Source organism: Serratia sp. CY33802, from assembly GCF_052169095.1.
Classification (GTDB): domain Bacteria; phylum Pseudomonadota; class Gammaproteobacteria; order Enterobacterales; family Enterobacteriaceae; genus Serratia; species Serratia bockelmannii.
Genome location: NZ_JBJNLL010000009.1, coordinates 71,553 through 96,409, shown reverse-complemented (window position 1 = coordinate 96,409; position 24,857 = coordinate 71,553). Strand labels below are relative to the sequence as shown.

Genomic DNA, 24,857 nt, shown 5'->3' with positions numbered 1-24,857 from the left:
CGCTTATTGCGCGGCGGGATAGCCGTCGCCGTTAATCCAGGCGTGGTCTTTTTCCCAGGTGAATTTCCACTGCCGCACCGGCCCGGCCATCACGTTGAGGTAATAGTTGTCGTAACCCGCCAGGGTCGCCACCGGGTGATAACCGCGCGGCACTTTCACCACGTCACGATTGTAGACCGGCATGCACTCATCGAGCGTGCGATCGTCGGTATAGACGCGCTGCATGCAGAACCCCTGCTCCGGCTGAATGCGGTGATAATACGTCTCTTCGAGATAGGTTTCGTGCGGTGAGTCTTCTTGATCGTGCTTGTGGCTCGGGTAGGAGCTGGTATTGCCCTCGTCGGTGTAAACCTCCACCACCAGTAGACTGTCGGCCGGCTCGCTGTCCGGCAGAATGTTATGCACCAACCGCTGGTTACGCCCCTTGCCGCGCCGCTCCACGCCGATATCCGCCGGCGTAATCAGCCGTGAAGGCAGGTGGCCGCTGCCGGGCGCGCTGCACACCGCCAGCTCCAGATCGGTTTCTGCCCGCACGTCGATGCGATCGTGGTGCGGCACATACACTGCGTAAGGCGGCGTACGTTCGAACGGGCTCATGCGTTTACCGATATGCGGGTATTCGGCGCGCAGCGTGGCGACGGAGGCGATACCGGCAACCAGCACCAGGCACAGTTCCTGGTCGCCGCATTCCAGCTGCAGCGACTGCCCGGCGGCCAGGCGGTAAACGTCAAAGCCGACATAGCGCCAACCGGCATTTTCCGGCGTCACGTGCTGAATACGCCCCTCGGCATTCGGCGTCTGACATTTGGCAAGCAGTGAAGACATCTCGATTCTCCTGTTAATGACCCGTGCAAAGGCCGCTGCCCCGAAGGAGCAACGGCCTGGCCTGAATATGACAGCGCTTAACCCAGCGTCGGCATGCTGAATTCGGACACCGTCTGCTGCCCGGCCGGCCAGCGTGCGGTGGCGGTCTTCATGCGCGTGTAGAAGCGCACGCCGTCGGTGCCGTGCACGTTCAACGCGCCGAACACCGAGCGCTTCCAGCCGCCGAAGCTGTGGAACGCCATCGGCACCGGCACCGGCACGTTGACGCCGACCATCCCGGCCTGCACTTCCTGCACGAACTGACGCGCGTAGTGGCCGCTGCCGGTAAAGATGGCGCTGCCGTTGCCAAACTCATGGCCGTTGACCGTGTCGATGGCGGTGCGATAGTCCGGCACCCGCACGATGCCCAGCACTGGCCCGAAGATCTCTTCGCGGTAGATGCGCATATTCGGCTTCACATGGTCGAACAGCGTGCCGCCGACGTAGTAGCCTTCAGGGTAGCCCGGCACCTGATAATTGCGGCCGTCGGCCACCAGGGTTGCGCCTTCTTCCACGCCCAGATCGATGTAGCCCAGCACCTTTTTCTGGTGGGCAGACGACACCAGCGGCCCCATTTCATTCTCTTCGCCACCCTGCTGCAAGCCCGGCCCGACGCGCAGCTGCGCGATCAGCGGCTTCAGTTTGGCGATCAGTTTGTCGGCGGTATCGTCACCGACCACCACGGCGATCGGCAGCGCCATGCAACGCTCGCCGGCGGAGCCGAACGCGCCGCCCATCAACGCGTTGACCGTGGCGTCCAGATCGGCGTCCGGCATGACGATCGCCTGGTTTTTCGCCGCGCCGAAGGCCTGTACCCGCTTGCCGTGCGCGCTGGCAGTGGTATAGATATGTTCCGCCACGGTGGAGGAGCCGACGAAGCTCACCGCCTGAATGCGCGGATCGGTGCACAGCTGCGCCGCATCTTCATTGGCGCAGTGCACCACGTTGAACACGCCGTCCGGCAGGCCGGCTTCTTTCAGCAGCTCCGCCAGGCGCACCGAGGCCGAAGGCACCAGCGCCGGCGGCTTGAGGATAAAGGTGTTGCCGCAGGCCAGTGCGATGGGGAACATCCACATCGGCACCATCGCCGGGAAGTTGAACGGGGTAATGCCCGCCACCACACCCAGCGGCTGCATCAGCGAGAAGCTGTCGACGCCGCTGCCGACGTCCGGCGAATACTCTCCCTTGATCAGATGCGGGATACCGCAGGCGAATTCGACCACTTCCATGCCGCGCGTCAGTTCGCCCAGCGCATCCGAATACACTTTGCCGTGCTCGCTGACGATAAGCTCGGCCAGCTCGTCGCGGTGTTGTTCCAACAGCGCCTTGAAATTGAACATGATGCGCGCACGGCGCAGCGGCGTGGTGCGCGACCAGTCGGCGAACGCCCGATGCGCCACGTCGATGGCCTGTTTGACTTCGGCGGCGGTGCTCTGCGTGACGCGCCGCTCAACCTGCCCGCTGGCTGGGTTGTGCACGTCGATGGTTTGATTGCTGCTGCTCAGGCACACCTGCCCGTCAATAAAATTACCCACGGTTTTCATGTCACGCCCTCTTTTCAAGTCCGCTGTCGCCAGGCCACTCACAGGCGGCGCGGCGTTAATCGTCCCGCTCGCCAAACTCCGTCGGCAAGCCGGCTAAATCCTGACCGGATGCAGCAAACTCTATTTCATTGAAAAAAAAGTTTCAAATAAATTGTTTTGAAAAATTTGTTTTTAGTGCGTGAGGTCGCAATTTTGCGGTGTCGATCGGATTGGCGCTTTCATTGTCGTGCCCGGGAAAGCACAACAGCGGCGGAGAAAACAGAGCTAATACACACTGACTTTGCTACAGAAAACCCGCACTGAGCCTGCTCTGCCGTCGTTACCGTCCGCCCCCGAACGCCCAAGGCGCCTGGCGCAGAGGTGACGGTTTTTTTTGAACTGGATCTAAAAATCAATATTCCATTATTCACTAATTATGAAATAAATGTTCTTGTTTGTTCCAGCATTTATCGACGACATCGCCTTGATGACAGGCACGGTTCACACCCTTCCGCTCGCCCTCTTCCCGACACCCCGACCGTGCGGACGGAAGCCAGGATAAAAATCGGAGCAACACATGTCATATCAGCGTAAGCACAATACCGGCTACATATTGCGAATTTGCGGCATCGCCGCCCTGGGCGGCATTCTGTTCGGTTACGATACAGCCGTGATTTCCGGCGCGATTGAAGCGTTGAAAACCTATTTCAGTCTCAGCCCGGCCGAAACCGGCTGGGCGGTCTCCAACGTGGTGATCGGCTGCGTGGTCGGCGCCTTCGCCGCCGGGCCGCTGGCGGCGCGCTGGGGCCGTAAAAAGGCGCTGATGCTGGCGGCGCTGCTGTTCACCGTGTCCGCCGTGGGCGCGGCCTTGGCCCCGACCTTCACCTGGTTCGTCATCTACCGCATCATCGGCGGGCTGGCGGTCGGCATTGCCGCTACCGTGTCGCCGATGTACATGTCGGAAGTGTCGCCAAAAGACATGCGCGGGCGCGCGCTCAGCATGCAGCAGTTCGCCATCGTCTTCGGTCAGATCGTGATTTTCTACGTCAACTTCAAAATTGCCAGCCTCGCCAGCGAAGCCTGGCTGGTGGAAATGGGCTGGCGCTGGATGTTCGCCTCGGGCGTGATCCCCTGCATTCTGTTCTGCATCCTGGTGTTCGTCATTCCTGAATCGCCGCGCTGGAACGTGATGATGGGCCGCGACGATCAGGCGCTGGCGATGTTGACCAAGGTCTCCAACGCCGCCCACGCGCAGAATCTGCTGAAAGAAATCAAAGACTCGCTGCAGCAGGATCAACAGCAGCAGCACCGGAAGCTGAACTACGGCGATGTGCGGGTGCGGTTTATCCTGTTCGTCGGCTGCATGATCGCCATGTTACAGCAGGTCACCGGCGTCAACGTGATGATGTACTACGCGCCGGTGGTGCTGAAAACCGTCACCGAAAACGCGCAGGAAGCGCTGTTCCAGACCATCTGGATCGGCGTGCTGCAGCTGGTCGGTTCGGTCATCGGCGCCATGCTGATGGATCGCATGGGCCGCATTCCGCTGATGCGTTACGGCACGCTGGGCGCCATCGCCGGCCTGCTGCTCACCTCGTACGCGCTCTACACGCAGGCCACCGGCTATTTCGCGCTGTTCGGCATGCTGTTCTTCATGGTGTTCTATGCGCTGTCCTGGGGCGTCGGCGCCTGGGTGCTGGTGTCGGAAATCTTCCCGAACCGCATGCGCGCGCAGGGGATGAGCATCGCCGTCGGCTGCATGTGGGTCGCCAACTTCGCGGTGTCGCAGTCGTTCCCGATGATCAACGACCACCCTTACCTGTTCTCGCATTTCCACGGCGCCTTCCCGATGTGGATCTTCGCCGCCTGCTGTCTGTTCAGCTACTGGTTTATCGGCCGCTATATTCCGGAAACCAAAGGCGTCTCACTGGAAAAAATGGAGCAGGTGGTGATGGCCAAACGCCACCGCCAATCCCTGCCCGACGGCAAGCCGCTGCCGCTGGAAAACGGCAAATCCTGATCTCTCAACCCTGACCGCTGGAGTCATGCCCATGAACATTGCGCTGGACCGCTTCTGCATTAACCGCAAGATCGCGCCGAATCTCAATCTGGACCATTTTTTCCGCCTGGTGAAACGCTGCGGGCTCAGCAAAGTTGAGCTGCGCAACGACATGCCCAGCGGCAAGGTGACCGACGATCTGAGCGACGCGCAGCTCAACGCGCTCGCCGCGCAATACGGCATTGAAATCGTCACGATCAACGCCCTCGGCATGTTCAATCTGATGGATGACCCGGCGGCGCTGCAGCAGCGCGCCGAAGCGTTGCTGGCGCAGGCGCAGGCCATCCACAGCCGGGCGCTGGTGCTGTGCCCGCACTGCAGCGCCGACGACACGCGCAGCGAGCAGCAAAAACGCGACGACACCCTCGCCGCGTTGCGGCTGCTGGCACCGCTGTTTGCGCGCTATGGCGTACAGGGATACGTCGAACCGTTGGGCTTCGGCATCAGCTCGTTGCGATCGTCGCTGCTGACCCAGGCGCTCATCCGCGACTCGGGCGCGCCGTACCGTATCGTGCTCGATACGTTCCACCACTATCTGAGCGGCGTGACGCAAGCCGACTTCGACGCGCAGATCCAGGTGGCGCAGATCGGCCTGGTGCATCTGTCCGGCGTGGAGGACGGGCGGGATAAAGGCACGTTGAGCGACGAAGAGCGCATTATGCTGAGCGAGGGCGATCGGCTAGAGAGCCGCCGCCAGGTACAGAACCTCGAACGCCTGGGCTACACCGGCGTCTATGCCTTCGAGCCCTTCTCTTCACAACTGGACGGCTGGAGCGAGGCGGATATCGAACGGGAAATCCGCCAGAGCATCGCCCTGCTGCAAGGGTAAAAAAACGGCCTCCGCGGAGGCCGTTTTTCATGGCGTTACTTCAGGTTGCCGACCACCAGCTGGTGGCGCTCGTTGTAAAACTTACGGTAGGCCAAATAGCAGGCGATGATGGTTGACAGGCTGGCAGTAGAAAGCAGCATGAAGGTCACCATAATCTGGTATTTGATCGCTTTCACCGGATCGATACCGGCAAAGATCAGCCCGGACATCATGCCCGGCAAGCTGACCAGCCCAACGGTTTTCGCCGAGTCCACGGTCGGGATCAGCGAAGCGCGGATGCTGTCGCGGATCAGCGCCGCCGACGCGAACTTGGGCGTAGCCCCCAGGCTGAGCATCTCCTGAATCTTCTGCTGCTCGCCTTTGAAACGCTGGCCGAGGTTGGTGTAGCACAGCCCCACCGCCACCATGGCGTTACCGGCGATCATCCCGGAGATGGGGATCACCTGCATCGGCGTAAATTCGATTGAGCCGGTCAATACCAGCACCGCCAGCGTCAGCACCGCGCCGGTGGTAATGGCGATAAACGACGTCACGAACGCGTGTTCGATGTACTTGCTGCGTTTCTTGGCGTTGTAGGCCGCGTTAAAGCAGATGAACAGCACCATCAACACGGTGAGAACGGCGTTATCCAGGTCGAAAATATACTTCAGCACGTAGCCGACGATGATCAGCTGCACCACCGCGCGGCAGATGCTCCAGATAATGTCCTTTTCCAGCGCCAGTTTTTCCCGGTGGCTGATCAGGATGGCGACCACCACCAGCACCATCGACAAGCCCAAGGATTCGTTGGTGATGTTATGCTGATTCATGCTGTTGCTCCTGTTGCTCGGCGCCATGCGCGCGCAGGGTGATCACCTCGTTCGCATGCGCTATCTCTTCGGTATCGTGCGTCACCCACAGCACCGCCAGCCGGTGTTCCGCCACCAGTTGATGCACTATTTCGTTGACGTTGCGCTTATTTTCCTCGTCCAACGCGCTGGTGATCTCATCGAGCAACAGCACCCGCGGCATAAACTGCAGGTTGCGGATCAGGGACACGCGCTGCTTCTCCCCGCCGGACAGTTCATTGATGCTTTTGGTCAGCATCGCCTCCGGCAGGCCGAAACGCGCCAGATCGGCCTTCATTTTTCGCTCGGCCGGCGGCTGTTGACGGATCTGGTAGGGCAGCGCCAGATTGTCGTAAACCGTATTGCCGAACAGTGACGGCGTCTGGAAGCAGTAAGAGACCTGCTTGCGATACGCCTCCGGCGACATCTCGTCGATCGCCTGGCCGTCGAAATAGAGCTTTCCGCTGGTCGGATCCATTAAGGAAGAGATGATTTTCAGCAGGGTGCTTTTCCCGCAGCCGGAAGGCCCGGTGATCAGTTTGAACTCGCCTTCACCCAGCGTGAAAGAGACGGAATCCAGGATCACCTGGCTGTCTATTTGATAATGAATATCATCCAATCTCAGTATGTCTTTCTTTTCCTTCATTACGATGCCGGCTCCCTACACCTGTTCCCGTCTGAGCGATAAGTATATGGCCGCAAAAAACATCTTAGCAATGGCTGTGCGGATGGCAGTGAACGAAGAGGGAGGATTGACGGAGCGAAACGCCCCGTCAAATGATAAATTTAATTAATGATTAGCTGTGGGAATAGTCAAAAGCGACCACCAAGGTCGAATCACTCTTTTTTTATCGCTGCCTGTTCGTCGCAGCTGTACCAACGGAGAGAATTGTTGATGCTGCGGTGGGTGCAGTGAACCTTGCCCTCCTTTTCCAGCGCCAGCAGCAGGGTGCGGGTGGTATAAATATTTTCGCCGCATTTATCCGCCAGCTCGCGCGTCTTCGGCCACTGTTCCGGCGGGGGATGATGGCCCCCGGAGCCTTCCACACGCTCCCTGCACAATCCTTGCAACACATCCAGCATCAGCGATTTTCTACTTTCAAACGTTTTCGGCACCTTGGCCATAGCATTCCTCCTGAGTGGTTACTGCTGAGCTCCCCGCTCATGGCTGCACGTCAGCGATGCGCAGGGGGATAAATCACGGCGGTATCCGCGCAAACAGCGTTGTTCCGATAAAATAGACCTGGCGCTGTCGAAAACCGCGAGAATGAATATTTATTAATGAATCCAACCTTTGCAGATAAAATGTCATGCATTGACCCTCGGATTTTTCACTAGGATTTTTCTGTGCAATTTTTTTCACGGTTATCATGGTACGAAGATGTTTAAACAATCCCATAACGAACCGTGAAGAAATAATTATCAACATCGTCAACGCATTCGCCTTACCTCTGCTTAAAGCATTAATCCCAGTAATCATTCCATTGTTCATCCTTTCATTATCACTTAGGTCATTATTATATGATGAACATGGCATTTCCTGCCCTTTTCTGGTTAATCACAATGGGTTAAATAACATAAATGCGTCCAAAAAATAGCATCCAATAAGAATAATCTTCCCTCTGCTATGTTGTTATTTTTTTGTTAAAACCAATTCGGCAACCTAGGAATTGGCGTTGGAACGCCATACGGACAACTAACCACACAAAATTATATAAAACAAATGCTTATGTTTTTCATTTTGTTTCATAAAGAAAATTTTTCAATGGCCGTCAAAGCGTAATATTAGCAAAGCGATATTGTGCATTGTAGGGCAACAGCTATTCCAGTCGATCTAATATCTCGCATAACCTTATTTATACAGTGATTTATTCTGGATAATATTTACATACGATCTATTGGTTTTTGATCTTATATTTAACTTTTTCCTTTTGGTTTTATATTCTGAATTTGACTTATTTTAATAAAATCTATTTCCAAGCAATGCTATTGTTTGCAAGAATATTCCCAGCAAAACGCCATGCCGACATTCGGTTTTTAAAATCAAATAAAACCGACTAAACATCACATAACCATTTCGTTATTGAAAACAAATAACGAAGGGTGTGCGTATTGCCCAAAGCAAAAGGATCTGGCTCCCGTCGCAGCGCAGCTGACAAGGCGTTGCCGCTCTGCGGGGATTTAGGTGTGCTTTTCTTTTTATTTAAATACTCTCTACAGGAACCTGAGAAATGAAACTGAATAAATTAATGCTGGCGACCGTCATTGCTTTTTCCACCGCCTCCGTTGCACATGCGGCACCGACCCCGAACCAGGGCAGCGGCACCGTAACCTTTAGCGGTGAAATTATCGATGCGCCTTGCAGCATCACGCCGGACTCCGTCGATCAAACCGTCCCGATGGGCCAGATCAGCAGCCGCATCCTGGCCAAAGAAGGCAAATCCAGCGCCGAACCCTTCAGCATTGAGCTGAAAGACTGCGCGCTCAACACCATGAAAAACGTCAAGGTGACCTTCACCGGCACGCCGGATGCCGTCAACAGCAAACTGCTGGCGTTGAGCGGTTCCGCCAGCGGCGCGGGCATCGTGATTTACGACCAGTTGCACGCCAAGGACGTTGAGCTGGGCACCGCAACGGACGGCCAGGGCCTGAACGAAGGCAACAACGCCCTGAAATTCGCCGCATACCTGCAAGGTAACAGCGCTTCCGGCGCCGTCGTGCCGGGCAAGTTCACCAGCGTGGCGAACTTTACCCTGGCTTATCAGTAAGCCTCGTTGGGGATGCCGGCACGGGCATCCCCATGCTTAACGACGCCGGCTCCGGCAAAGGAACCGATCTCGACAGGGAGAAGCCAGCATGACCATCCATTGGCGAGGCGCATTGCTGATCGCGCTCAGCATCAGCAGCGCTAGCGCCACGGCGAAAACTCAGGGCCACGGCAAAGTCAGCCTGGGCGGCGAAATCGTCGAAACGCCATGCAACATCGCCGGCGACAGTCTGGATCAAACCGTTGATTTCGGGCTGGTTTCAATGAGCGACGCCGGGCGAGATGCCCAGCCGAGCCTCATCGGAAGCCGCCACCACTTCGCCATCAGGCTGGTGAACTGCGAACTGGCCAGCCAGATAAAGCCCGATTTTATTTATCGCGCGGCCAACCTCACCTTCAGCGGCATCGCGGATAGCCAAGATCCGCAATGGCTCGCCGTCCAAGGCGAGGCGCGCGGCATGGCTATCGAGTTGCTGACCGACGCCGGTACCCCGATCCCGCTCGGCAGCACGACGGCAGATTATCTGATCGTCACCGGCGACAACACGCTGCGCTTTGGCGCCCAGTTGCGCATTCACCCCGACAGGGCACGGGCGGGCGGTTTCAGCTCATTGGCCAAATTTACCCTGTCTTATCTGTAGCCGGTTTTCGTTAGGAACGCTGTACAGCATTACGTATTCAGGTCGTACGGGATGACCTGCTATTAGGCGCGGATTTGCCATGAGTGATCATTCTATGACGTCTTTACTGACAATAAAAAAAACGCCCATCATCGTCATTCTCTCTTTTCTCTGGGCAAAACCGGTCTTTTCCGCCACGGAATTCAATACCGACGTGTTGGATATCGGCGAACGCAGCAAAGTGGACTTATCCCGCTTTTCCGACGCCGGTTACGTCATGCCGGGCACCTATCTGCTGGATATCAAAATCAACCAGAAAACGCTGCCCCAGCGCAGCATTCAGTATTTCCCGTCGCCGGATGACAAGAGCGGCAGCCAGGTGTGCCTGCCGCCTGACCTGGTGGAAAAAATGGCGCTGAAAGAAGATGCGGCCAAAAAAGTCACCCTGTGGCACGACAACCAGTGTGCCGACATTCGCGGCATCAAAGGCGCAACGGTTTCCGATCGCATCAGCGGCGGCGTACTGGCGATCACCATTCCGCAGGCCTGGATGAAATATTCCGATCCCGACTGGACGCCGCCCGAGCAGTGGGACGATGGCATCCCCGGCATACTGCTGGATTACAATCTCAGCGGCCAAATAGGCAAACAGCACCACGACAACGGCACCGCCGAAAGCCTCAGCAGCTACGGTACGTTGGGCGCCAACCTGGGCGCCTGGCGCCTGCGCGCCGATTACCAGACCGACTTCAACCAGCAATACGGCCGCCGCGACAGCAATTTCGACTGGAATCAGATCTACGCCTACCGCGCGCTGCCGATGCAGGCCGCCAGGCTGACGCTGGGTGAAACCTACCTGAATTCGCCGGTGTTCGACGCCTACCGTTTTACCGGCCTCAATCTCGCCAGCGACGAGCGCATGCTGCCGCCCAACCTGCAGGGTTACGCGCCTGAAGTGCGCGGCATCGCCAAAAGCAATGCCCGGATCACCGTCTCTCAGGAAGGCCGCACGCTGTATCAAACCACGGTACCCGCCGGGCCGTTCGCCATCCAGGATCTCAGCAGTTCGGTACGCGGCAAACTGGATGTGAAAGTGGAAGAACAAGACGGCAGCGTTTCCACTTTTCAGGTAGATACCGCCAGCATTCCTTATCTGACCCGCCCCGGCTACGTGCGCTATAACATGGCGCTGGGCAAGCCGTCTGCCTACGATCACCGCACGCAAGGGCCGGTGTTCTCTGCCGGCGATTTCTCCTGGGGATTGAGCAACGCCTGGTCGCTATACGGCGGCGCACTGCTCGGCGGCGATTACAACGCCTGGGCCCTCGGCCTGGGGCGTGACCTGAACCTGTTCGGCGCCCTGTCGGTGGACGCCACGCAGTCGATCGCGCGCCTGCCCGATGAACCCAGCGCCAAAGGCATGTCATTCAAGGTCAACTACGCCAAACGTTTCGACGAACTCAACGGCCAAATCACCTTTGCCGGCTACCGCTTTTCGCAGCGCAAGTTCATGACCATGTCGCAGTACCTGCAGGCGCGCTACGGCGACATTGACGATCGCTACAGCGGCCGACAAAAAGAGTTGTATACCGTCACCGCCAGCAAAACCTTTATGGCGGAGGACAGCGCTCAGGCGATCACCGCTTATCTGACCTACTCACACCAGACTTACTGGGACGCCGGTGCGCAAAATCGCTACGGCATGTCGACCAGCAAGCTGTTCGACTTCGGCGGGATCAGCAACATCACCGCCTCGTTGGCGGCCTATCGCACTCACTATCGGGGCCGCACCGACGATAGCGCGATGCTCAATTTCACCGTGCCTATCGGCGAGCACAACCGCCTGGGCTACGCGCTGCAGGTCAATAATCACGACGTGACCCAAACGGCGACCTACACCGACAACAGCGACATCAACAATACCTGGCAGGTCGGCAGCGGCGTCACCCAGTCCGGCAAACCGACGGCGAGCGGTTACTACACCCATAACGCGTCGTTCGGCACGCTCAACGCCAACGCGTCTTATCAGCAGGGCAGTTACTCCTCGATAGGCGGAACTTTCCGCGGCGGCCTGACCGCTACCCGGCACGGCGTCGCCGCGCACCAGAACGCCGGCAATGGCGGCAGCCGCATGATGCTGGATACCAACGGTGTCGCCGGCGTGCCAATCAACAACGGCCGCGCTTACAGCAACCGCTTCGGGTTGGCGGTGATCTCGGATATCACCAGCTACTACAACACCGATACGCGCATCGACGTCAACAAGCTGGCGGACGACGTTGAAGCCACGCGCGCGGTGGTGCAGGGCACGCTGACTGAAGGCGCCATCGGTTATCGCCACTTCGAGGTGGTGAAAGGCAGCAAGCTGTTGGCCACCATCAAGCTGGCGGACGGCAGCGAACCGCCGTTCGGCGCCACGGTGCTGAGTGCGACCGGACGGGAGATCGCGGTGGTGAACGACGGCGGATCGGTATATCTGACCGGCGTCCAACCGGAAGAACGGTTGGACGTCGCCTGGGAAGGCCGCCGTCAGTGCCACATCGCCATCCCAGGAGCCGCCAAACCGCTGGACCGGCTGCTGTTGCCGTGCGCCAAACCGTAATCCGCAACACATTGAGAGTAGACGAATAACATGAACAAACATTCGATAGCAGTAACCGCGGGCAGCCTGGCGTTGATGACGCTGGCTTCGACGACCGACGCGGCGATCGCGTTGGATCGCACGCGCGCCATCTATGTGAGCGACGCCAAATCGATCAGCCTTAACATAACCAATGAGAACAAAGAGTTGCCATTTCTTGCTCAGGCCTGGATCGAGAATGCGCAACATCAAAAGATCGTTTCGCCGCTGGTGGTATTGCCGCCGTTGCAACGGGTGGAAGCCGGAGAACGCAGCGTCGTGCGCATTACCAAAACGCCGGAAGCTGAGCTATTGCCGCAAGATCGCGAATCGGTGTTTTATTTCAATTTGCGCGAAATTCCGCCCAAAAGCAGCAAAGCCAACGTGATGCAACTGGCGCTGCAAACGCAGATCAAACTGTTCTTCCGCCCGAAGGCCATCGTCGCCCCGCAGGGTGAGGTATGGCAAGAGCAGCTGGTGTTCCACAAAACCGTCGACGGCTTCACCATCGAAAACCCGACGCCGTTCCACATCACGCTGACCGGCATCGCCCGTCAGACGCAGAAGCAAGGCAGTGGCGCGATCGGCGATTTTAAGCCGGTGATGCTGTCCCCCAAATCCAGCGAAAATGTGCGTTTGCGCGACAATGGGTTCGACGCCTTCGTCGTCACCTATATCAATGATTTCGGCGGCCACCCCGAGCTGCGCTTCACCTGCAGCGCTAGCCTCTGCACCGCCGCACCCGGAAAAAAATAAGGAGATACGGCATGGCTGACTTCACCGGCCGCCTGCGGCCTCTGCTGATCGGCGCCTTGCTGCTCGGCAACGGCGCCACAATGGCCTCTCCGCCGGGAGAGGTTCAGGGCACCAGCGGCACCGTCGGTTTTCAGGGCGCTCTGCTGAGCTCCCCCTGCAGCCTGGCGCCGGATAGCCGCGATCAGTCGGTCGATCTCGGTGAGATCGGTACGATCGCCTTCCGGCATGTCGGCGATCAAAGCGCGCCGGTACGTTTTCGTCTCGCCTTTAACCATTGCCTGCTGGGCGCCAGGGCGCTGGCAGACAATCCGGCCGGGATGCGCAATGGCGATGCCGGCCTGCTCTACCTGCGGGGGGAGCAGGCCGCCACGCTGGTGTTCCTCGGTGAAAGCGATCCCGACAATCCGCAGTTGCTGAAGCTGCACGGCGGCGTACAAGGCGTTGGCCTGCGGCTGAAAGATCAACGGGGCCGCGCATTGTCCCTCAACCAACCCGGCGCCCCCTATGTCTTGCAGCCCGGCGGCAATACGTTGTGGTTCAGCGCTCAGTTGGAATCAACCCGTCAGTTCATCGAAGCAAACCAATTCAAAGGAGTGGTGCATGTCCAGTTGGTCTATTTATAAACGCCTGGCGTTGCTGGGTTGCCTGGCGACGCCATTCGGCGCTCAGGCGCTGGAATGCCACCTGAATACCGAGAACGGCATTACCGAAGAGAGCGAGGATATTGGCCGGTTGACAATACCGGCCACCTTACCGGTCGGCAGCCGGCTTTGGACCTCTAAACCGATGAGCCGCGACGTTATGTGCTGGGCGCACTCCAGCAAACCCAAAGGGGAATGGGTTTATTTCTATCCCAATCCGGATAACCGGCAATTCGCCGCCGGCATCTCCATGGGGGTGATTTATAACGGCCAGGATCTTGGCCTGATCAATTCCCGGGTACAAACCGATATGTTTCGTACCCCCAAGCAACGGGAGCTCGGTCACGTCAATTACCAGGTGTATTTGCAAAAAACCGGAGAAATCATCGCGGGAGGCGCCAGCCAGATCGCCGTTTTTCAGCTCGATGGCGTAGGCGGCATCAACGTCCACCCAGGGAAAAATTACCGTTTCACCCTAACCGGGTTGGATAAGATCAAAGTCATCCAGTGCGCCGCGTCGGTGGAGCTTTCAACCCCGGAAGGCGTTGATTTCGGTGAAATCCCCACCTGGAAACCCAATGCGGGCACCGTAGCGAGCAAGGATTTCAGCATCTTGATCCGCAAAAACGGCTGCAGCGACAGCTTCGCGCTGGACGCCAATTTCATGGTGAAAAACGGCACGCTGACCGACGCTACCGGCTTGAATATGGATAATGGTTCAACCTTGCGCATCCACGATAATTCCAACCCCAAATGGATTAAATACAATCAGTTCGACAGTTTCGCCGACATGAATGGTCGCGATCAGGTGCAAAAATCCTACAGCGCCTCATTGCAGGCCACCGGGGAAGGACAGGAAGGCAATTTCCGCAAGACCGTAATCTTGCTGATTAATTATATTTAAGGGGGGTGATGATGAATAGCTATCGGACAATCACCGCTCTGTGCGGCATCGGTTTTCTATTTTCCTCCGCAGTCGCGGCGGAAAATAAGGAAATAGACTTTTTCGGTTCCGTGGTAAGCAGGCCCTGCAATATCGACCCGCAGTCTCTTCACCAAACCGTCGAGATGGATACGGTGTTGATCAAAACGTTGTACCACTACGGCCATACCAACCCCGTGTCATTTTCCATTCGCTTAACCGACTGTAAAACCGCCGTTTTCAAATCAGTCACCGCCACCTTTACCGGCACTGAAGATGCCGAACTGCCGGGCAAACTGGCGATCAACAATGGCGCCAACGGCGCCGCCATCGCGCTGTTCGACGGTGCGGGCAAAGCGATTGATCTGGGTACGCCGGCTGATGCGGTGACATTGCAAGACGGACCCAATGCCCTGAGGTTCAGCGCCTATGTCCAGGCGCGGCCGAGCGCGATTAAAGATAAAACCCTTACCGAAGGCGAATTCACGTCCGTCGCCAATTTTGTGCTGGCGTACCAATAAGCCCGCACCACCCCAGGGAAATCAGGAAAACGACCGGCGCGCGAACGCCGGCAATGGGCCGTCACCGTTCGCTCCGGCGCGGTGCCACGGCCCTTTTAAGGAGCCACCCATGCCAGATATTCGCTTCACGCTGTTCGACAGCGATAACTTCTACCAGCAGGGGCTGCGTCTGCTGCTGCAGGACTATCTGCACTCCCTGAACGAATGCCAGCGTCTGTACCCGCAGTTCTCGCCGCTGGCGCTGCAGGCGTTGGATAACATCGAAATCGTGTTTCGCACGCCGGAAGAGCGCTGGGGTTGCGCCTGCTGCTACCAGAGCGCCTACGGCATCCCGCGCCAGCGGCAGCTGACCCTGCTGATCCTCGACGACACGACCCAGCAACAGGTGAAAAACCTGCCGCCGCTGTTCAGCATCCATCGGCGCGATTCGGCCTATGCCATCCGTCTCAAGCTGCAGATGGCGCTGGAAAAGTTCATCCAGCATCCGTGGGTGGCGCTGCACGCCGCCGGCCTGTGGAAATGCCAGGCCTGCCGCATCGCCGCGCTCAGCCACTGCGAAAAAAAGGTGCTGGGTTTGATGAGCAGCGGCATGTCCGCCTGCAGCATCGCCGGCCTGCTGCAGCGCAGCCAGAAAACCATCAGCGCCCATAAGCGTTCGGCGATGCGCAAGCTTAACGTGCGTAAAAACAGCGAGTTGAATAAGGTGCTGCTGAATCAGCGGGGGCTAAGCTGAGCGACAACAGGCTCGCGAGTGATATCAGAGTGGTTTACTCTGAATACTCATTTTTGTACTGCAAAGCGAGCCGGAATACATGCCCAGAACAGCCCAAGTCGTTGACGTCCCCGCCCTCGGCGAGATTGACCGCCAGGCGGGGCAGCTTAGCCACCAGCTGGCGCAGGCCCTGCGCCGGGCTATCCACAAAGGCGATCTGAAAGCGGGCGATCTGCTGCCTTCGACACGCCGGCTGTCGGCGGCGCTGAATCTGGCGCGCGGCACGGTATTGGAGGCCTTTGCTCAGCTGACGGCGGAAGGCTTTCTCGAACCGCAACCCGGTTCCGGCACCCGGGTTGCCCACTATCAGGCGCCGCGCCGCACGCCACGCGCCACGGTACAGGCGAGTTCGGCGGTAGCGGTTCCGCTTTCTTCACAGGCGCAGCATCTGGCGCGCTTCGCCGCCCAGGTGCGGGCGCTGCCGCCGGTGCCGTTCACCGTCTCGGTGCCGATCGGCGATACCGCGCCCGACGATATCTGGCGGCGGCTCGGCAACCGCATCCGGGCGCGCGGCCCCGGCGCCCCGTCGGGCTACGGCGATCCGCTGGGCGCGTTGCCGCTGCGCGAAGCCATCTGCGACTATGTGCGCCGTTCCCGCTCGGTAAATTGCACGCCGCAGCAAATCCTCATCACCGCCGGCACCCAGCAAGGACTGTATCTGGCCGCGCAGATCCTGCTGGACGCCGGCGACAGCGCCTGGGTCGAGAACCCCGCCTACGCCGGCATCACCGCCCTTTTTAACAGCCTGTTTCGCGATCGGCACATGATCAGGGTACCCGTCGCTAACGACGGCATCGACGTCGCCGCCGGCATGCGTCTGGCCGCCGACGCCCGCGCCGCCTTTGTCACGCCGTCGCATCAATACCCGCTGGGCATGCCGATGAGCATGGCGAAAAGAAGCGCCCTGCTGGCCTGGGCCAAAGAGCGGCAGGCCTGGATCGTGGAAGACGATTACGACAGCGAGATGCGCTACGCCGGCCACCCGTTCCCCTCGCTACAAGGGTTGGCGCCCGAGCGGACGCTTTATCTCGGCACCTTCAGCAAGGTGCTGTTCCCTTCGCTGCGGCTGGGTTACGCCATCGTGCCGCCGCCGCTGGTCGACGCCTTTTGCGGCGCGCGGATCCTGATGGATCGTCACCCGCCCAGCGCGGATCAACACGTACTGGCCGCCTTTATCGCCGAAGGGTATCTCGACCGGCATATCCGCAAAATGCGCGGCGTCTACGCCGAGAAACGCCGGGTGCTGATCGAGGCGATCAACACGCATATCCCCGCCGATTTGGCGGTAGTGCAGCCCTGCGATCAGGGCATGCACATGGTGCTGTGGCTGAGGAAAGATCTCGATGACGTGCGGGTCGCCCAGTGCGCCAACGAAGCCGGGTTGGCGCTGCGGGCGGTGTCGCCGATGTATGCGCCCGGCCACGGTGAGCCGGGTCTGGTGCTGGGATTGGGCGGTTACCATGATCGCCAGGTACAGCAGGCGGTGAAACGGCTCGGCGAAGTGATCCTGGCCTGCGCCGGCAGCGGCGCCTAGCGGGAAAAACGCTTGGCGCCGAACACGCAAACCACCACGCCGGCCATCACGGCGATCATCATCGGCTGAACGGTTTCCTGCAGCAGCCAGGCCGCCAGCATCAGGCCGAAGAACGGCTGCAGCAGCTGCAGCTGCCCGACGGCGGCGATGCCGCCCTGCGCCAGGCCGCGATACCAGAAGATAAACCCAATCCACATGCTGAACACCGAGACGTACACCAGCGACAGCCAGGCGGCACCGCTGACGGCAGGCCAAGTGGCCGGCGCCGCCCACCACGCCGCCACCAGCGTCAACGGCAAGGCGACCACCAGCGCCCAGGAGATCACCTGCCAGCCACCGATCCGGCGCGACAGCACCGCCCCTTCGGCATAACCCAGACCGCACAGCAGCACCGCGCCGATCATCAGCGCATCCCCCTGCCAGGCACCGCCGCTTTCCTGGCTCAGCGCGAACGCCCCCACCAGCGCGGCCCCGATACCGGAAAAGGCCCAAAAAGCGGGCTTGGGCCGCTCTCCGCCGCGCAAGACGCCAAAACCGGCGGTCGCCAGCGGCAGCAGGCCGATATACACCAGCGAATGCGCCGAGGTGGTGTGCTGCAGCGCCAGCGCCGTCAGCAGCGGGAAGCCGATGACCACGCCGAGCGCCACAAACAGCAGCGGCGGCAAATCGGCCCACGTCGGCCGCGCCTGGCGGGTGATCAGCAACGCGCACAGGGCCAGCAAGGCGGCGATCGCCGCCCTGACCGCCGTCAGAAACAGCGGATCGAGCTCCAGCACCGCCACCCGCGTGGCGGGCAGCGAGCCGCTGAAGATAATCATGCCGAGGAAGCCGTTCATCCAGCCCTGAGCGGAATGCCCGACAACGGGATGAGCGGGGGTAACAACGAGAGTTTTTTCAGACTGACTGTCCATGATGCGAACGCTCCGCACGCCTGAGGCATACCGAAATCGGCAACCCGCGAGGCGAGGTCATAGTGAAAGAGAACAGCATTCCCCGGCGTCGCTTGCCGGGGTTGCGTTCTATTTTTCAGATAAAGCGGCTCACGGACAGGTCCAGATAGCGAGATTTTCACTGTGCCGGTTGCCAAAGCGCATCGCTAACGCCGAAGAAGGGCGTTTTTCGGGCTGTCCTTGGCCGTTTGGCGCCGCCGCCTGCGGGGTATCATGGACTTTTATGCGTTTTTGCAGAACAGGACAAGGTGCGGTGCCGTGGTGAAACCCTTCTTACGCAGTGGCAGTTTGGATGATGTGCTCGCTTTAGGCGAGAACGGGCAACCGATCTACGCCTGCGCGCAGCAGCTTCGGGAAACCCTGCGTCTTCGCCGGCAGCCGCAGGCCGCCGACTGTCTGGCGATCCCCCAGCCGAACGAAAGCGGCACCCGCATCGACTGGTATGCGCCCTTCCCGGGAAAGGTGACCTCCTGGCTGGCGGCAAGCGACGCCCAGCGCGCGCAGGCGGTGCGCCACCTGGAACACTGTCTGGCGACCTTCCGCAGCCTGACGGAACAGACCCGGGCGACCGATCATCCCAGCCACCGCCTGTTCGGCGCGCTGCTGGCCAAAGCGATGCATATTCCCGATCCCAACCACGTCTACCTGGTAGACGACCGACCGGTGCTGACCTTTTGGGGCTTTATCAAACCGCAGGCGCAGAGCCCGGACGATCCGTTAGCCTGCCTGCGCCCGCTCGAATCGGAAGTGGAAAAACCGGCGCCGATCGCCGCCGCACCACGCAAGCCGGCCGTTGTTGAACCGGCAAAACCAACACCGGCCGCCGAGCCTGAACCGGTGCTCGCTCCGGCGGCCCCCGTCGAATCCCCTGCCGTCGTGCGCCCGCGTCGGCGCCACGCGCTGTGGCTGTTACCGGTACTGCTGTTAGGCAGTGCGGCGCTGGCCGCCTGGCTGCACCGCTCACCGACGCCGCAACCGGCGATGCCGGCTGAGGTGCACCCTCCGGCACCACCGGAAAAAACCGCCGCGCCATTGCCTAAGCTGCGCTTGCCGCTGGCGCACGCCACGCTGATGCCGCCGCCCCCGGCGCCGACCATCCCGCAACCGCTGGACAAAAATGCGCTGGTGCTGCCACCCGAGGCGGTGAAGGCTGGCTCCACCCGTTTCCTTAACGGCAAATGGCGCGCCACGGTGGCGCTGAAAGATCCGATCACCGGCAAACGCCCCAGCCTGCAATACCGCCTGAACGCGGGCAAAGGCAACGCCATCATCGCCTACGGCGACGGCGTCACCTGTCGGGTCGCGGTCGAAGCCGGCCTGATGCAGTCCGGCAATCTGGTGATCAACAGCCGCACCAAGGCGCGCTGCAGCGACGGCAGCCGCTATCAGATCCCGGAAATCGTCTGCCGCCAAGGCGAGACCGGCGCGGCGGAGTGCACCGGCCGCTACGATGCGGACACCACCTATCCCATGACGTTCAAGCGCGAGAGTAAATGATGCTGGCCCCCCTCACTGACTACAAACACGGCATTACGCTGATTCAGGACAGCGGCATTCAGTTTCTGGACTTTGCCCTGACGCCGCGGCTGGACGCCGAGTTTCCCGGCAAATTCGTGCGCAAGACCGCCAGCGGCCCGCTGCTGCGCCTGCAATGGGAGGCCGAGAGCGGCAAATACCAGTTGCCGGCCGTGGGCGACCAGGCCGCCGAAGTGGTGCGGCCGGAGTTCAGCTATCCGCTGCAGCAGTCGCTGCACCTGCTGGATAAGCTCTGGCTGCCGTTGCCGTTCCTGCGCTACACCACCTCGGGAATGTTTTTATCGGGCCCGGATAACTGGGCACGTCTGCAGGTGGTGCAGTTGGATGAGCCGGATCAGGACGGTAACCTGCTGCGCGTGGTGCTGGCCTTCGACACCCGCGCCGCCGCGCCCGGTCAGGAAGCATTGGCGCCGGGCGAAAGCGATCTCGGCACCGGGCTGAACTTCACGCTGGCGCACCGCAACCACGAGCTGGGCGAGTTCCTCGACCTGACCTGGGTGGACGGCTGGCTGCGCGAGGCGTTCAGCCAGCGCGCCGCCGAGCGGGAACAGCGCGCCGAGGCGGAGATCAACGCCGGGCTGAAAACCTTCGAGTATCAGGCGCACTACCTCAACCTGTTGCACATGCTCGGCCATCAGCTGACGGTGCCGCAGATAAAAATGGTGGCGGCGACGCTGCAACAACCGGCGATCGACGTCGATCTGGTGCTGGACGTCGGCAATTCTCACACCTGCGGCGTGCTGGTCGAGGACCATCCGGAAGAGAGCAACGGCCTGAAGCAAACCTATGAGCTGCAGCTGCGCTCGCTGTCCGAACCGCATCAGGTCTACAACGAACTGTTCGAGAGCCGGGTGGAGTTTTCTCGGGCCGCGTTCGGCAAGCCGCATCTGTCCTTCCAGAGCGGACGCGACGATGCCTTCCAATGGCCGTCCATCACCCGCGTCGGCCGTGAAGCCGCGCAATTGGCGCAGCGACGCGAAGGGCATGAAGGCATCACCGGCATCTCCAGCCCACGGCGTTATCTGTGGGACGAAGAGCGCTATGCGCCCGGCTGGCGCTTCAACGAGCGGCACGAGCCGATGGCCGCCGCCGCGCCGTTGACCACCCTGATCAACGATGAGGGCGTGCCGCTGTCCGCCCTGCCGACGGCCGAACGGCTGCCGGTGTTCGCCGCCCATTACAGCCGCAGTGCGGTGATGAGCCTGATGTTGAGCGAGCTGTTGGCGCAGGCGCTGATGCAGATCAACAGCATCGCCCAACGCAGCCGCATGCCGAACGCCGCCGCCCCGCGCCGTTTACGCGCCATCATCCTGACGCTGCCTTCGGCGATGCCGAAGCCGGAGCGCGAGATCTTCCGCCGCCGCATGCAGGAAGCGATTGGGCTGGTATGGAAAGCCCTCGGCTGGCACCCGCAGGATGCGCCGTTCAACGGCGAGCACACCCGCTTCCCGGCGCCGCAAGTGCAGATCGAGTGGGACGAAGCCACCTGCGGCCAGATGGTCTATCTGTACAACGAAACCCAGGTGAACTTCGCCGGCCGCACCGACGCCTTCTTCGCCGCCATGGCGCGGCCCGATCGGCCGCTGGCGCCGGGTGAACAGCCCGGCAAGACGTTGCGCATCGCCTCCATCGACATCGGCGGCGGCACCACCGATCTGGCGATCACGCACTACTCGCTCGATGACGGCGTAGGCAACAACATCAAAATCAACCCGCGCCTGCTGTTCCGCGAGGGCTTTAAGGTCGCCGGCGACGATATCTTGCTGGACATCATCCAGCAATTTGTTCTGCCCGCCGTGCAACAGGCGTTCGAAGCCGCCGGCGTGAACGCCGCCGCGGCGCTGATGGACAAACTGTTCGGCAACGAAGGGCGCATGGACGGGCTTTCCACCCTGCGTCAGCAGGCCGCGCTGCAGATCTTCATGCCCGCCGGGCGCGCGCTGCTCGGTGCCTATGAGCAGTACGATCCGCTGGACAGCCGGGCGGAAATCGCCGCCAACCTCGGCGATCTGCTGCCGCAGCCGCCGACGCCGCAGGTGCTGGCGTTTATCAACGGCGAAGTGCAGCGCGAAGCCGACAGCGACGCCTTCGATATTCTGCACACCCCGCTGGTGACCCGCCTGGCCGATCTGCACGCCGCCTTCTTGTCCGATCGCATCGGCATCGGCCGCTGCCTGCGCCTGCTGGCCGAAGTGGTGGCGCTGTATACCTGCGACGTGCTGCTGCTGACCGGCCGCCCGGCGCGCTTCCCCGGCGTGCAGGCGCTGCTGCGCCACCTGCAGCCGCTGCCCGCCAGCCGCATTCTGCCGCTCGAGGGGTATCACACCCGCAGCTGGTACCCGTTCAACAAACGCGGCCGCATCGACAACCCGAAATCCACCGCTGCCGTGGGCGCCATGCTGTGCCTGCTGGCGATCGATCTGCGGCTGGAGAGCTTTTACTTCAACGTCGGCGATTTCCAGCCCTACTCCACCATTCGCTATCTGGGCATGCTGGACGGCAACAACATGCTGGCGGACGATAACGTCTATTACCGCGATATCGATCTGGATCGCGCCGATTTCGCGCTCGATCCCGCCGTCAGCTTCCAGCTGCGCGGCCCACTGCGTCTGGGCTTCCGCCAGTTGGACAACGAACGTTGGCCGGCCTCCCCGCTCTATACGCTGACCATCAATGACGCCCAGCTGGCGCGCAAGCTGGCCGGCGACGCGGTGATCGGCCTGCGTCTGGCCATCACCGCCAGCGCCGAACAGGGCGCCGAAAGCGTCAAGATCGCGCAGGCGGTGCTGGCCGACGGCAGCCCCGTCCCGGCTCACCACCTGCAACTGAAACTCAATACCCTGGCTGCCAGCGCCTCCGGTGCGACCCACTACTGGATAGACAGCGGGAGCATTTACCCACGATGAAAACGCACACCTTTGCCCCAGCGGCTCCGAATAACGCGCTCAGCGCCGGCATTGTGCAGGCGATCGACTGGGTGGACGCCACACGCCGACAATCCGCCCGCCTGGAGCGGGAAGCCGATCGCCTGACGCTGCGTCTGCGCGGTTGCCATAACCGCGCCGTCCAGTTGGAAAACACCCGGCCTGCGCAGGTCGCCATCGGTTTGTATGGCCACAACGCCGCCGCCAAGGCCCATCTGCTGGCGGCGCTGGCGCCTGGCGCCAAACGCTTCAACGCGGACCTGTCGCTCGCGGTGCGCTACTGCACGGCGGCCGAAACGGGGCCCGCCGATTATCCGATCGCCCTCGCGCTGCTCAACGAAGCGCAGTGGTTGGCCATTACGATCGACGCCGCCGCGATGCGCGGCTTTCGCCCGGACTGGGACGCCCGCGCCATCGCCAGCCATTTGCAAGCGTTGGCGCGCCACCGCCAAGCCGTCGCCCTCGATGGCCTCGATGGCAACGCCGTGCTGGCGCTGTGGGACAACCAACGCCGCCACGGCGGCAAAGAGCAACCCACGCTCGACAGGCACTTCTGGCCGCAGGCCGTGGCGCTGGCGCCGCAGCTGAGCATCGACGATCGCGCGCGCCTGTTTGCACCGCTGTGGGGAGAGGAGGCGACGTTGACGGCGCGTTATCGCCAGTTGGCGCACGCGCTGCATACCCTCGGCGGCAGCCGACAGGTTCATGCCCCGCGCCACGCGTTGGCGCTGCTGACCGCAAGCGCCGCACCGGAAAACGCCACGATCGCCGTCATGACCGAAAACGGCGATGAACGGGAGATCGCACTGAGCGATCTGGCCTGGCTGACCGCAGAAGTGACCACCCTGCTGCCGCAAACGGCGCAGGCAGGCTTGCCCGCCGACGTGGCGCTGATCGACCTGCCCGGCAGCCGCAGCTGTCCGCAGGCGGAGCCGGCGCAGCGTCTGCAGCAGGCGAAGCGCGCCCATTTACTGGCCCGTTGCGCCGACGGCCTGCACGCCAATCTGCTGCTGGTGACCGATGCCGCCGCCACGCCGCAGGACGCCGCGCGCGTCGGCCAGGCGCTCGGCGATTGGGTCAACCACACCCAGGGGGAAACCCCGGCGCTGCGCCAACGCCGCAAGCCCGGTTTAATCTGGGCAATCACGCCGTTCGACTCGCGTCAGAAAGGCAAAGCACGGCCCGACGACGCCGTCCAGCGTCAGGTCGGCGAGCCCGGCGACAGCTGGGCCACGCTGCTGGCGCTGGATGAACAGGACTGTCGCCGCATGGTGAACTACCTGGCCGCTCAGGCGCGTCCGGCCCACAAGCAAGCGCGCCTGCTCGAACAGCGTGAGGAATTGCAGCGCGAGCTGACGGAAAGCCTGCTCGGCAACTGGCTCACCGCCGCCGATCCGCACGCGACGCAGCAACGCGCGCAGCAGCTGCTGCGCGCACTGCAGGCACAGGCCGGCCGCCACGGCGAACTGCTGGAGCGGTTGCTACCCCAGCGCGATACGCTGCGCCAGCTTTATCAGCAACAGCAGCACACCGCACCGGTTCCGACGATGGCGCCTTCACCGTTCGGGCTGGATATCGATCTGTTCGGCGAGCAAGACCCTGCGGCGCCCGGCGAGCAGCCCGCATCGCCTTTTGCCGCACGGATCTTCGCAGACTGGGTCAATCATCTGCGTGCGCTGCCGGACAGCCGCCGGTTGCTGGATCTGCTCGGCGTCGAGAAACCACACCTGGAATTGCTGGTCGATGCGCTGATCGGCGCCGCCTGCCGCCTGCGGCTCGACGACGAACTGGAGCGCGCACTGTGCGCCGGGGGCCTGCCGGAACAGGGTGAAGATCGGCAGATCAGTCAGGCGCTGGCGCTACTGGGCGACTTCGTCGCCTGGCTCGGCTTCCCGCGGCGCGATGTGGCAACGCGCCCCGAAAGCCGCGTCAATCCCGGCCAGCCGATCTTTACCCCGCCGCCGCAGCCGGCGGTGGATTGGAGCGGCCAGCAGCGGCTAACCCGGCTGGCGCCGACGCCGACCAAGAATACCGCGTTTTATATCTATGACTGGCTGATCGGCCTGCAAACCCTGCTGGCGGAGAATGCCGCGCAGGCGCAGCCCGCGCTGGCAGACGAGCAGCGCGCCGACCTGGCGGCGATCGTCGCCACCCTGCGCGCTGTGCCGTAGCGGGCGCAATCCGGGCCGGGC

Annotated in this window: 20 protein-coding genes; 14 read left to right on the top strand and 6 right to left on the bottom strand. The window is 61.1% G+C overall.

Going from position 1 to position 24,857, the window contains the following annotated elements; translation table 11 throughout:
• Window positions 1–3 precede the first annotated feature (3 nt).
• The gene (iolB, locus tag ACJ8HA_RS21330) at window positions 4–825 is read right to left on the bottom strand and encodes a 5-deoxy-glucuronate isomerase (RefSeq protein WP_025304578.1); all 822 of its coding nucleotides are present in this window, start codon (window positions 823–825) and stop codon (window positions 4–6) included.
• Between the two features lie 77 nt (window positions 826–902).
• Window positions 903–2,408, bottom strand: coding sequence for a CoA-acylating methylmalonate-semialdehyde dehydrogenase (locus tag ACJ8HA_RS21325; RefSeq protein WP_025304579.1), 1,506 nt, complete (start codon window positions 2,406–2,408; stop codon window positions 903–905).
• A 556-nt stretch (window positions 2,409–2,964) separates the two neighbouring features.
• On the opposite strand from ACJ8HA_RS21325, the gene ACJ8HA_RS21320 reads away from it, so the two are divergent.
• Both ACJ8HA_RS21320 and ACJ8HA_RS21315 read left to right on the top strand, forming a co-directional pair.
• Complete coding sequence (locus ACJ8HA_RS21320; RefSeq protein ID WP_147823712.1) at window positions 2,965–4,407, top strand: sugar porter family MFS transporter; 1,443 nt, start codon at window positions 2,965–2,967, stop codon at window positions 4,405–4,407.
• Window positions 4,408–4,438: 31 nt separating this feature from the next.
• Window positions 4,439–5,275 (top strand): TIM barrel protein, encoded by an 837-nt coding sequence (locus ACJ8HA_RS21315; protein ID WP_025304581.1) that lies wholly within the window; start codon window positions 4,439–4,441, stop codon window positions 5,273–5,275.
• 35 nt (window positions 5,276–5,310) lie between these two features.
• Here ACJ8HA_RS21315 and fetB read toward each other — a convergent pair whose 3' ends face one another.
• The 3 genes from fetB to ACJ8HA_RS21300 form a co-directional block, all read right to left on the bottom strand.
• Window positions 5,311–6,084, bottom strand: a complete 774-nt coding sequence (gene fetB / locus ACJ8HA_RS21310; protein ID WP_025304582.1) for an iron efflux ABC transporter permease subunit FetB — start codon at window positions 6,082–6,084, stop codon at window positions 5,311–5,313.
• On the bottom strand, window positions 6,071–6,748 hold the full coding sequence (gene fetA / locus ACJ8HA_RS21305) for an iron efflux ABC transporter ATP-binding subunit FetA (protein ID WP_442515504.1): 678 nt from the start codon (window positions 6,746–6,748) through the stop codon (window positions 6,071–6,073). The genes fetB and fetA overlap by 14 nt, the downstream gene beginning before the upstream one ends.
• Window positions 6,749–6,939: 191 nt before the next feature.
• The gene (locus tag ACJ8HA_RS21300; protein ID WP_099817019.1) at window positions 6,940–7,227 is read right to left on the bottom strand and encodes a FaeA/PapI family transcriptional regulator; all 288 of its coding nucleotides are present in this window, start codon (window positions 7,225–7,227) and stop codon (window positions 6,940–6,942) included.
• Between the two features lie 1,106 nt (window positions 7,228–8,333).
• Between ACJ8HA_RS21300 and ACJ8HA_RS21295 the strand changes: the two genes are divergently transcribed.
• From ACJ8HA_RS21295 to pdxR, 9 genes are all read left to right on the top strand, one after another.
• Window positions 8,334–8,870 (top strand): fimbrial protein, encoded by a 537-nt coding sequence (locus ACJ8HA_RS21295; RefSeq protein WP_049209131.1) that lies wholly within the window; start codon window positions 8,334–8,336, stop codon window positions 8,868–8,870.
• A gap of 88 nt (window positions 8,871–8,958) precedes the next feature.
• Window positions 8,959–9,510 carry a fimbrial protein gene (locus ACJ8HA_RS21290; RefSeq protein ID WP_442515503.1) on the top strand — a complete coding sequence of 184 codons (552 nt, stop codon included), beginning with the start codon at window positions 8,959–8,961 and terminating at the stop codon, window positions 9,508–9,510.
• A gap of 79 nt (window positions 9,511–9,589) precedes the next feature.
• Complete coding sequence (locus tag ACJ8HA_RS21285; RefSeq protein WP_080440189.1) at window positions 9,590–12,091, top strand: fimbria/pilus outer membrane usher protein; 2,502 nt, start codon at window positions 9,590–9,592, stop codon at window positions 12,089–12,091.
• 30 nt (window positions 12,092–12,121) lie between these two features.
• Entirely contained in the window at window positions 12,122–12,865 is a 744-nt protein-coding gene (locus ACJ8HA_RS21280) for a fimbrial biogenesis chaperone (RefSeq protein WP_442515502.1), read from the top strand.
• Between the two features lie 11 nt (window positions 12,866–12,876).
• Entirely contained in the window at window positions 12,877–13,488 is a 612-nt protein-coding gene (locus tag ACJ8HA_RS21275) for a fimbrial protein (RefSeq protein WP_060448478.1), read from the top strand.
• A complete protein-coding gene (locus tag ACJ8HA_RS21270; RefSeq protein ID WP_049209137.1) occupies window positions 13,466–14,410 on the top strand; it encodes a fimbrial protein in 945 nt (314 codons plus the stop codon). Before ACJ8HA_RS21275 ends, ACJ8HA_RS21270 begins: the two co-directional genes overlap by 23 nt.
• A gap of 8 nt (window positions 14,411–14,418) precedes the next feature.
• Window positions 14,419–14,949, top strand: a complete 531-nt coding sequence (locus ACJ8HA_RS21265; protein WP_230203414.1) for a fimbrial protein — start codon at window positions 14,419–14,421, stop codon at window positions 14,947–14,949.
• A 109-nt stretch (window positions 14,950–15,058) separates the two neighbouring features.
• On the top strand, window positions 15,059–15,682 hold the full coding sequence (locus ACJ8HA_RS21260; RefSeq protein ID WP_043139025.1) for a helix-turn-helix transcriptional regulator: 624 nt from the start codon (window positions 15,059–15,061) through the stop codon (window positions 15,680–15,682).
• A 79-nt stretch (window positions 15,683–15,761) separates the two neighbouring features.
• Window positions 15,762–17,255, top strand: coding sequence for a MocR-like pyridoxine biosynthesis transcription factor PdxR (pdxR, locus tag ACJ8HA_RS21255; protein ID WP_442515501.1), 1,494 nt, complete (start codon window positions 15,762–15,764; stop codon window positions 17,253–17,255).
• On the opposite strand, the gene ACJ8HA_RS21250 is transcribed toward pdxR, so the two are convergent.
• Entirely contained in the window at window positions 17,252–18,166 is a 915-nt protein-coding gene (locus ACJ8HA_RS21250) for a DMT family transporter (protein ID WP_043139032.1), read from the bottom strand. The two genes, pdxR and ACJ8HA_RS21250, sit on opposite strands and share 4 nt — an antisense overlap.
• 297 nt (window positions 18,167–18,463) lie before the next feature.
• Between ACJ8HA_RS21250 and ACJ8HA_RS21245 the strand changes: the two genes are divergently transcribed.
• The 3 genes from ACJ8HA_RS21245 to ACJ8HA_RS21235 are packed head-to-tail and all read left to right on the top strand — an operon-like array spanning window position 18,464 to window position 24,836.
• Window positions 18,464–19,702, top strand: coding sequence for an SrfA family protein (locus ACJ8HA_RS21245; protein WP_025304595.1), 1,239 nt, complete (start codon window positions 18,464–18,466; stop codon window positions 19,700–19,702).
• Entirely contained in the window at window positions 19,702–22,647 is a 2,946-nt protein-coding gene (locus ACJ8HA_RS21240) for a virulence factor SrfB (protein ID WP_442515513.1), read from the top strand. Before ACJ8HA_RS21245 ends, ACJ8HA_RS21240 begins: the two co-directional genes overlap by 1 nt.
• Window positions 22,644–24,836 (top strand): virulence factor SrfC family protein, encoded by a 2,193-nt coding sequence (locus ACJ8HA_RS21235; protein WP_442515500.1) that lies wholly within the window; start codon window positions 22,644–22,646, stop codon window positions 24,834–24,836. Before ACJ8HA_RS21240 ends, ACJ8HA_RS21235 begins: the two co-directional genes overlap by 4 nt.
• The last annotated feature ends 21 nt before the right edge of the window (window positions 24,837–24,857 follow it).

Excerpts from the sequence above, each read along its gene's own strand:
- iolB (WP_025304578.1), bottom strand. The coding sequence starts at position 825 with ATGTCTTCACTGCTTGCCAAATGTCAGACGCCGAATGCCGAGGGGCGT.
- ACJ8HA_RS21325 (WP_025304579.1), bottom strand. The coding sequence starts at position 2,408 with ATGAAAACCGTGGGTAATTTTATTGACGGGCAGGTGTGCCTGAGCAGC.
- ACJ8HA_RS21320 (WP_147823712.1), top strand. The coding sequence starts at position 2,965 with ATGTCATATCAGCGTAAGCACAATACCGGCTACATATTGCGAATTTGC.
- ACJ8HA_RS21315 (WP_025304581.1), top strand. The coding sequence starts at position 4,439 with ATGAACATTGCGCTGGACCGCTTCTGCATTAACCGCAAGATCGCGCCG.
- fetB (WP_025304582.1), bottom strand. The coding sequence starts at position 6,084 with ATGAATCAGCATAACATCACCAACGAATCCTTGGGCTTGTCGATGGTG.
- fetA (WP_442515504.1), bottom strand. The coding sequence starts at position 6,748 with ATGAAGGAAAAGAAAGACATACTGAGATTGGATGATATTCATTATCAA.
- ACJ8HA_RS21300 (WP_099817019.1), bottom strand. The coding sequence starts at position 7,227 with ATGGCCAAGGTGCCGAAAACGTTTGAAAGTAGAAAATCGCTGATGCTG.
- ACJ8HA_RS21295 (WP_049209131.1), top strand. The coding sequence starts at position 8,334 with ATGAAACTGAATAAATTAATGCTGGCGACCGTCATTGCTTTTTCCACC.
- ACJ8HA_RS21290 (WP_442515503.1), top strand. The coding sequence starts at position 8,959 with ATGACCATCCATTGGCGAGGCGCATTGCTGATCGCGCTCAGCATCAGC.
- ACJ8HA_RS21285 (WP_080440189.1), top strand. The coding sequence starts at position 9,590 with ATGAGTGATCATTCTATGACGTCTTTACTGACAATAAAAAAAACGCCC.
- ACJ8HA_RS21280 (WP_442515502.1), top strand. The coding sequence starts at position 12,122 with ATGAACAAACATTCGATAGCAGTAACCGCGGGCAGCCTGGCGTTGATG.
- ACJ8HA_RS21275 (WP_060448478.1), top strand. The coding sequence starts at position 12,877 with ATGGCTGACTTCACCGGCCGCCTGCGGCCTCTGCTGATCGGCGCCTTG.
- ACJ8HA_RS21270 (WP_049209137.1), top strand. The coding sequence starts at position 13,466 with ATGTCCAGTTGGTCTATTTATAAACGCCTGGCGTTGCTGGGTTGCCTG.
- ACJ8HA_RS21265 (WP_230203414.1), top strand. The coding sequence starts at position 14,419 with ATGATGAATAGCTATCGGACAATCACCGCTCTGTGCGGCATCGGTTTT.
- ACJ8HA_RS21260 (WP_043139025.1), top strand. The coding sequence starts at position 15,059 with ATGCCAGATATTCGCTTCACGCTGTTCGACAGCGATAACTTCTACCAG.
- pdxR (WP_442515501.1), top strand. The coding sequence starts at position 15,762 with ATGCCCAGAACAGCCCAAGTCGTTGACGTCCCCGCCCTCGGCGAGATT.
- ACJ8HA_RS21250 (WP_043139032.1), bottom strand. The coding sequence starts at position 18,166 with ATGGACAGTCAGTCTGAAAAAACTCTCGTTGTTACCCCCGCTCATCCC.
- ACJ8HA_RS21240 (WP_442515513.1), top strand. The coding sequence starts at position 19,702 with ATGCTGGCCCCCCTCACTGACTACAAACACGGCATTACGCTGATTCAG.
- ACJ8HA_RS21235 (WP_442515500.1), top strand. The coding sequence starts at position 22,644 with ATGAAAACGCACACCTTTGCCCCAGCGGCTCCGAATAACGCGCTCAGC.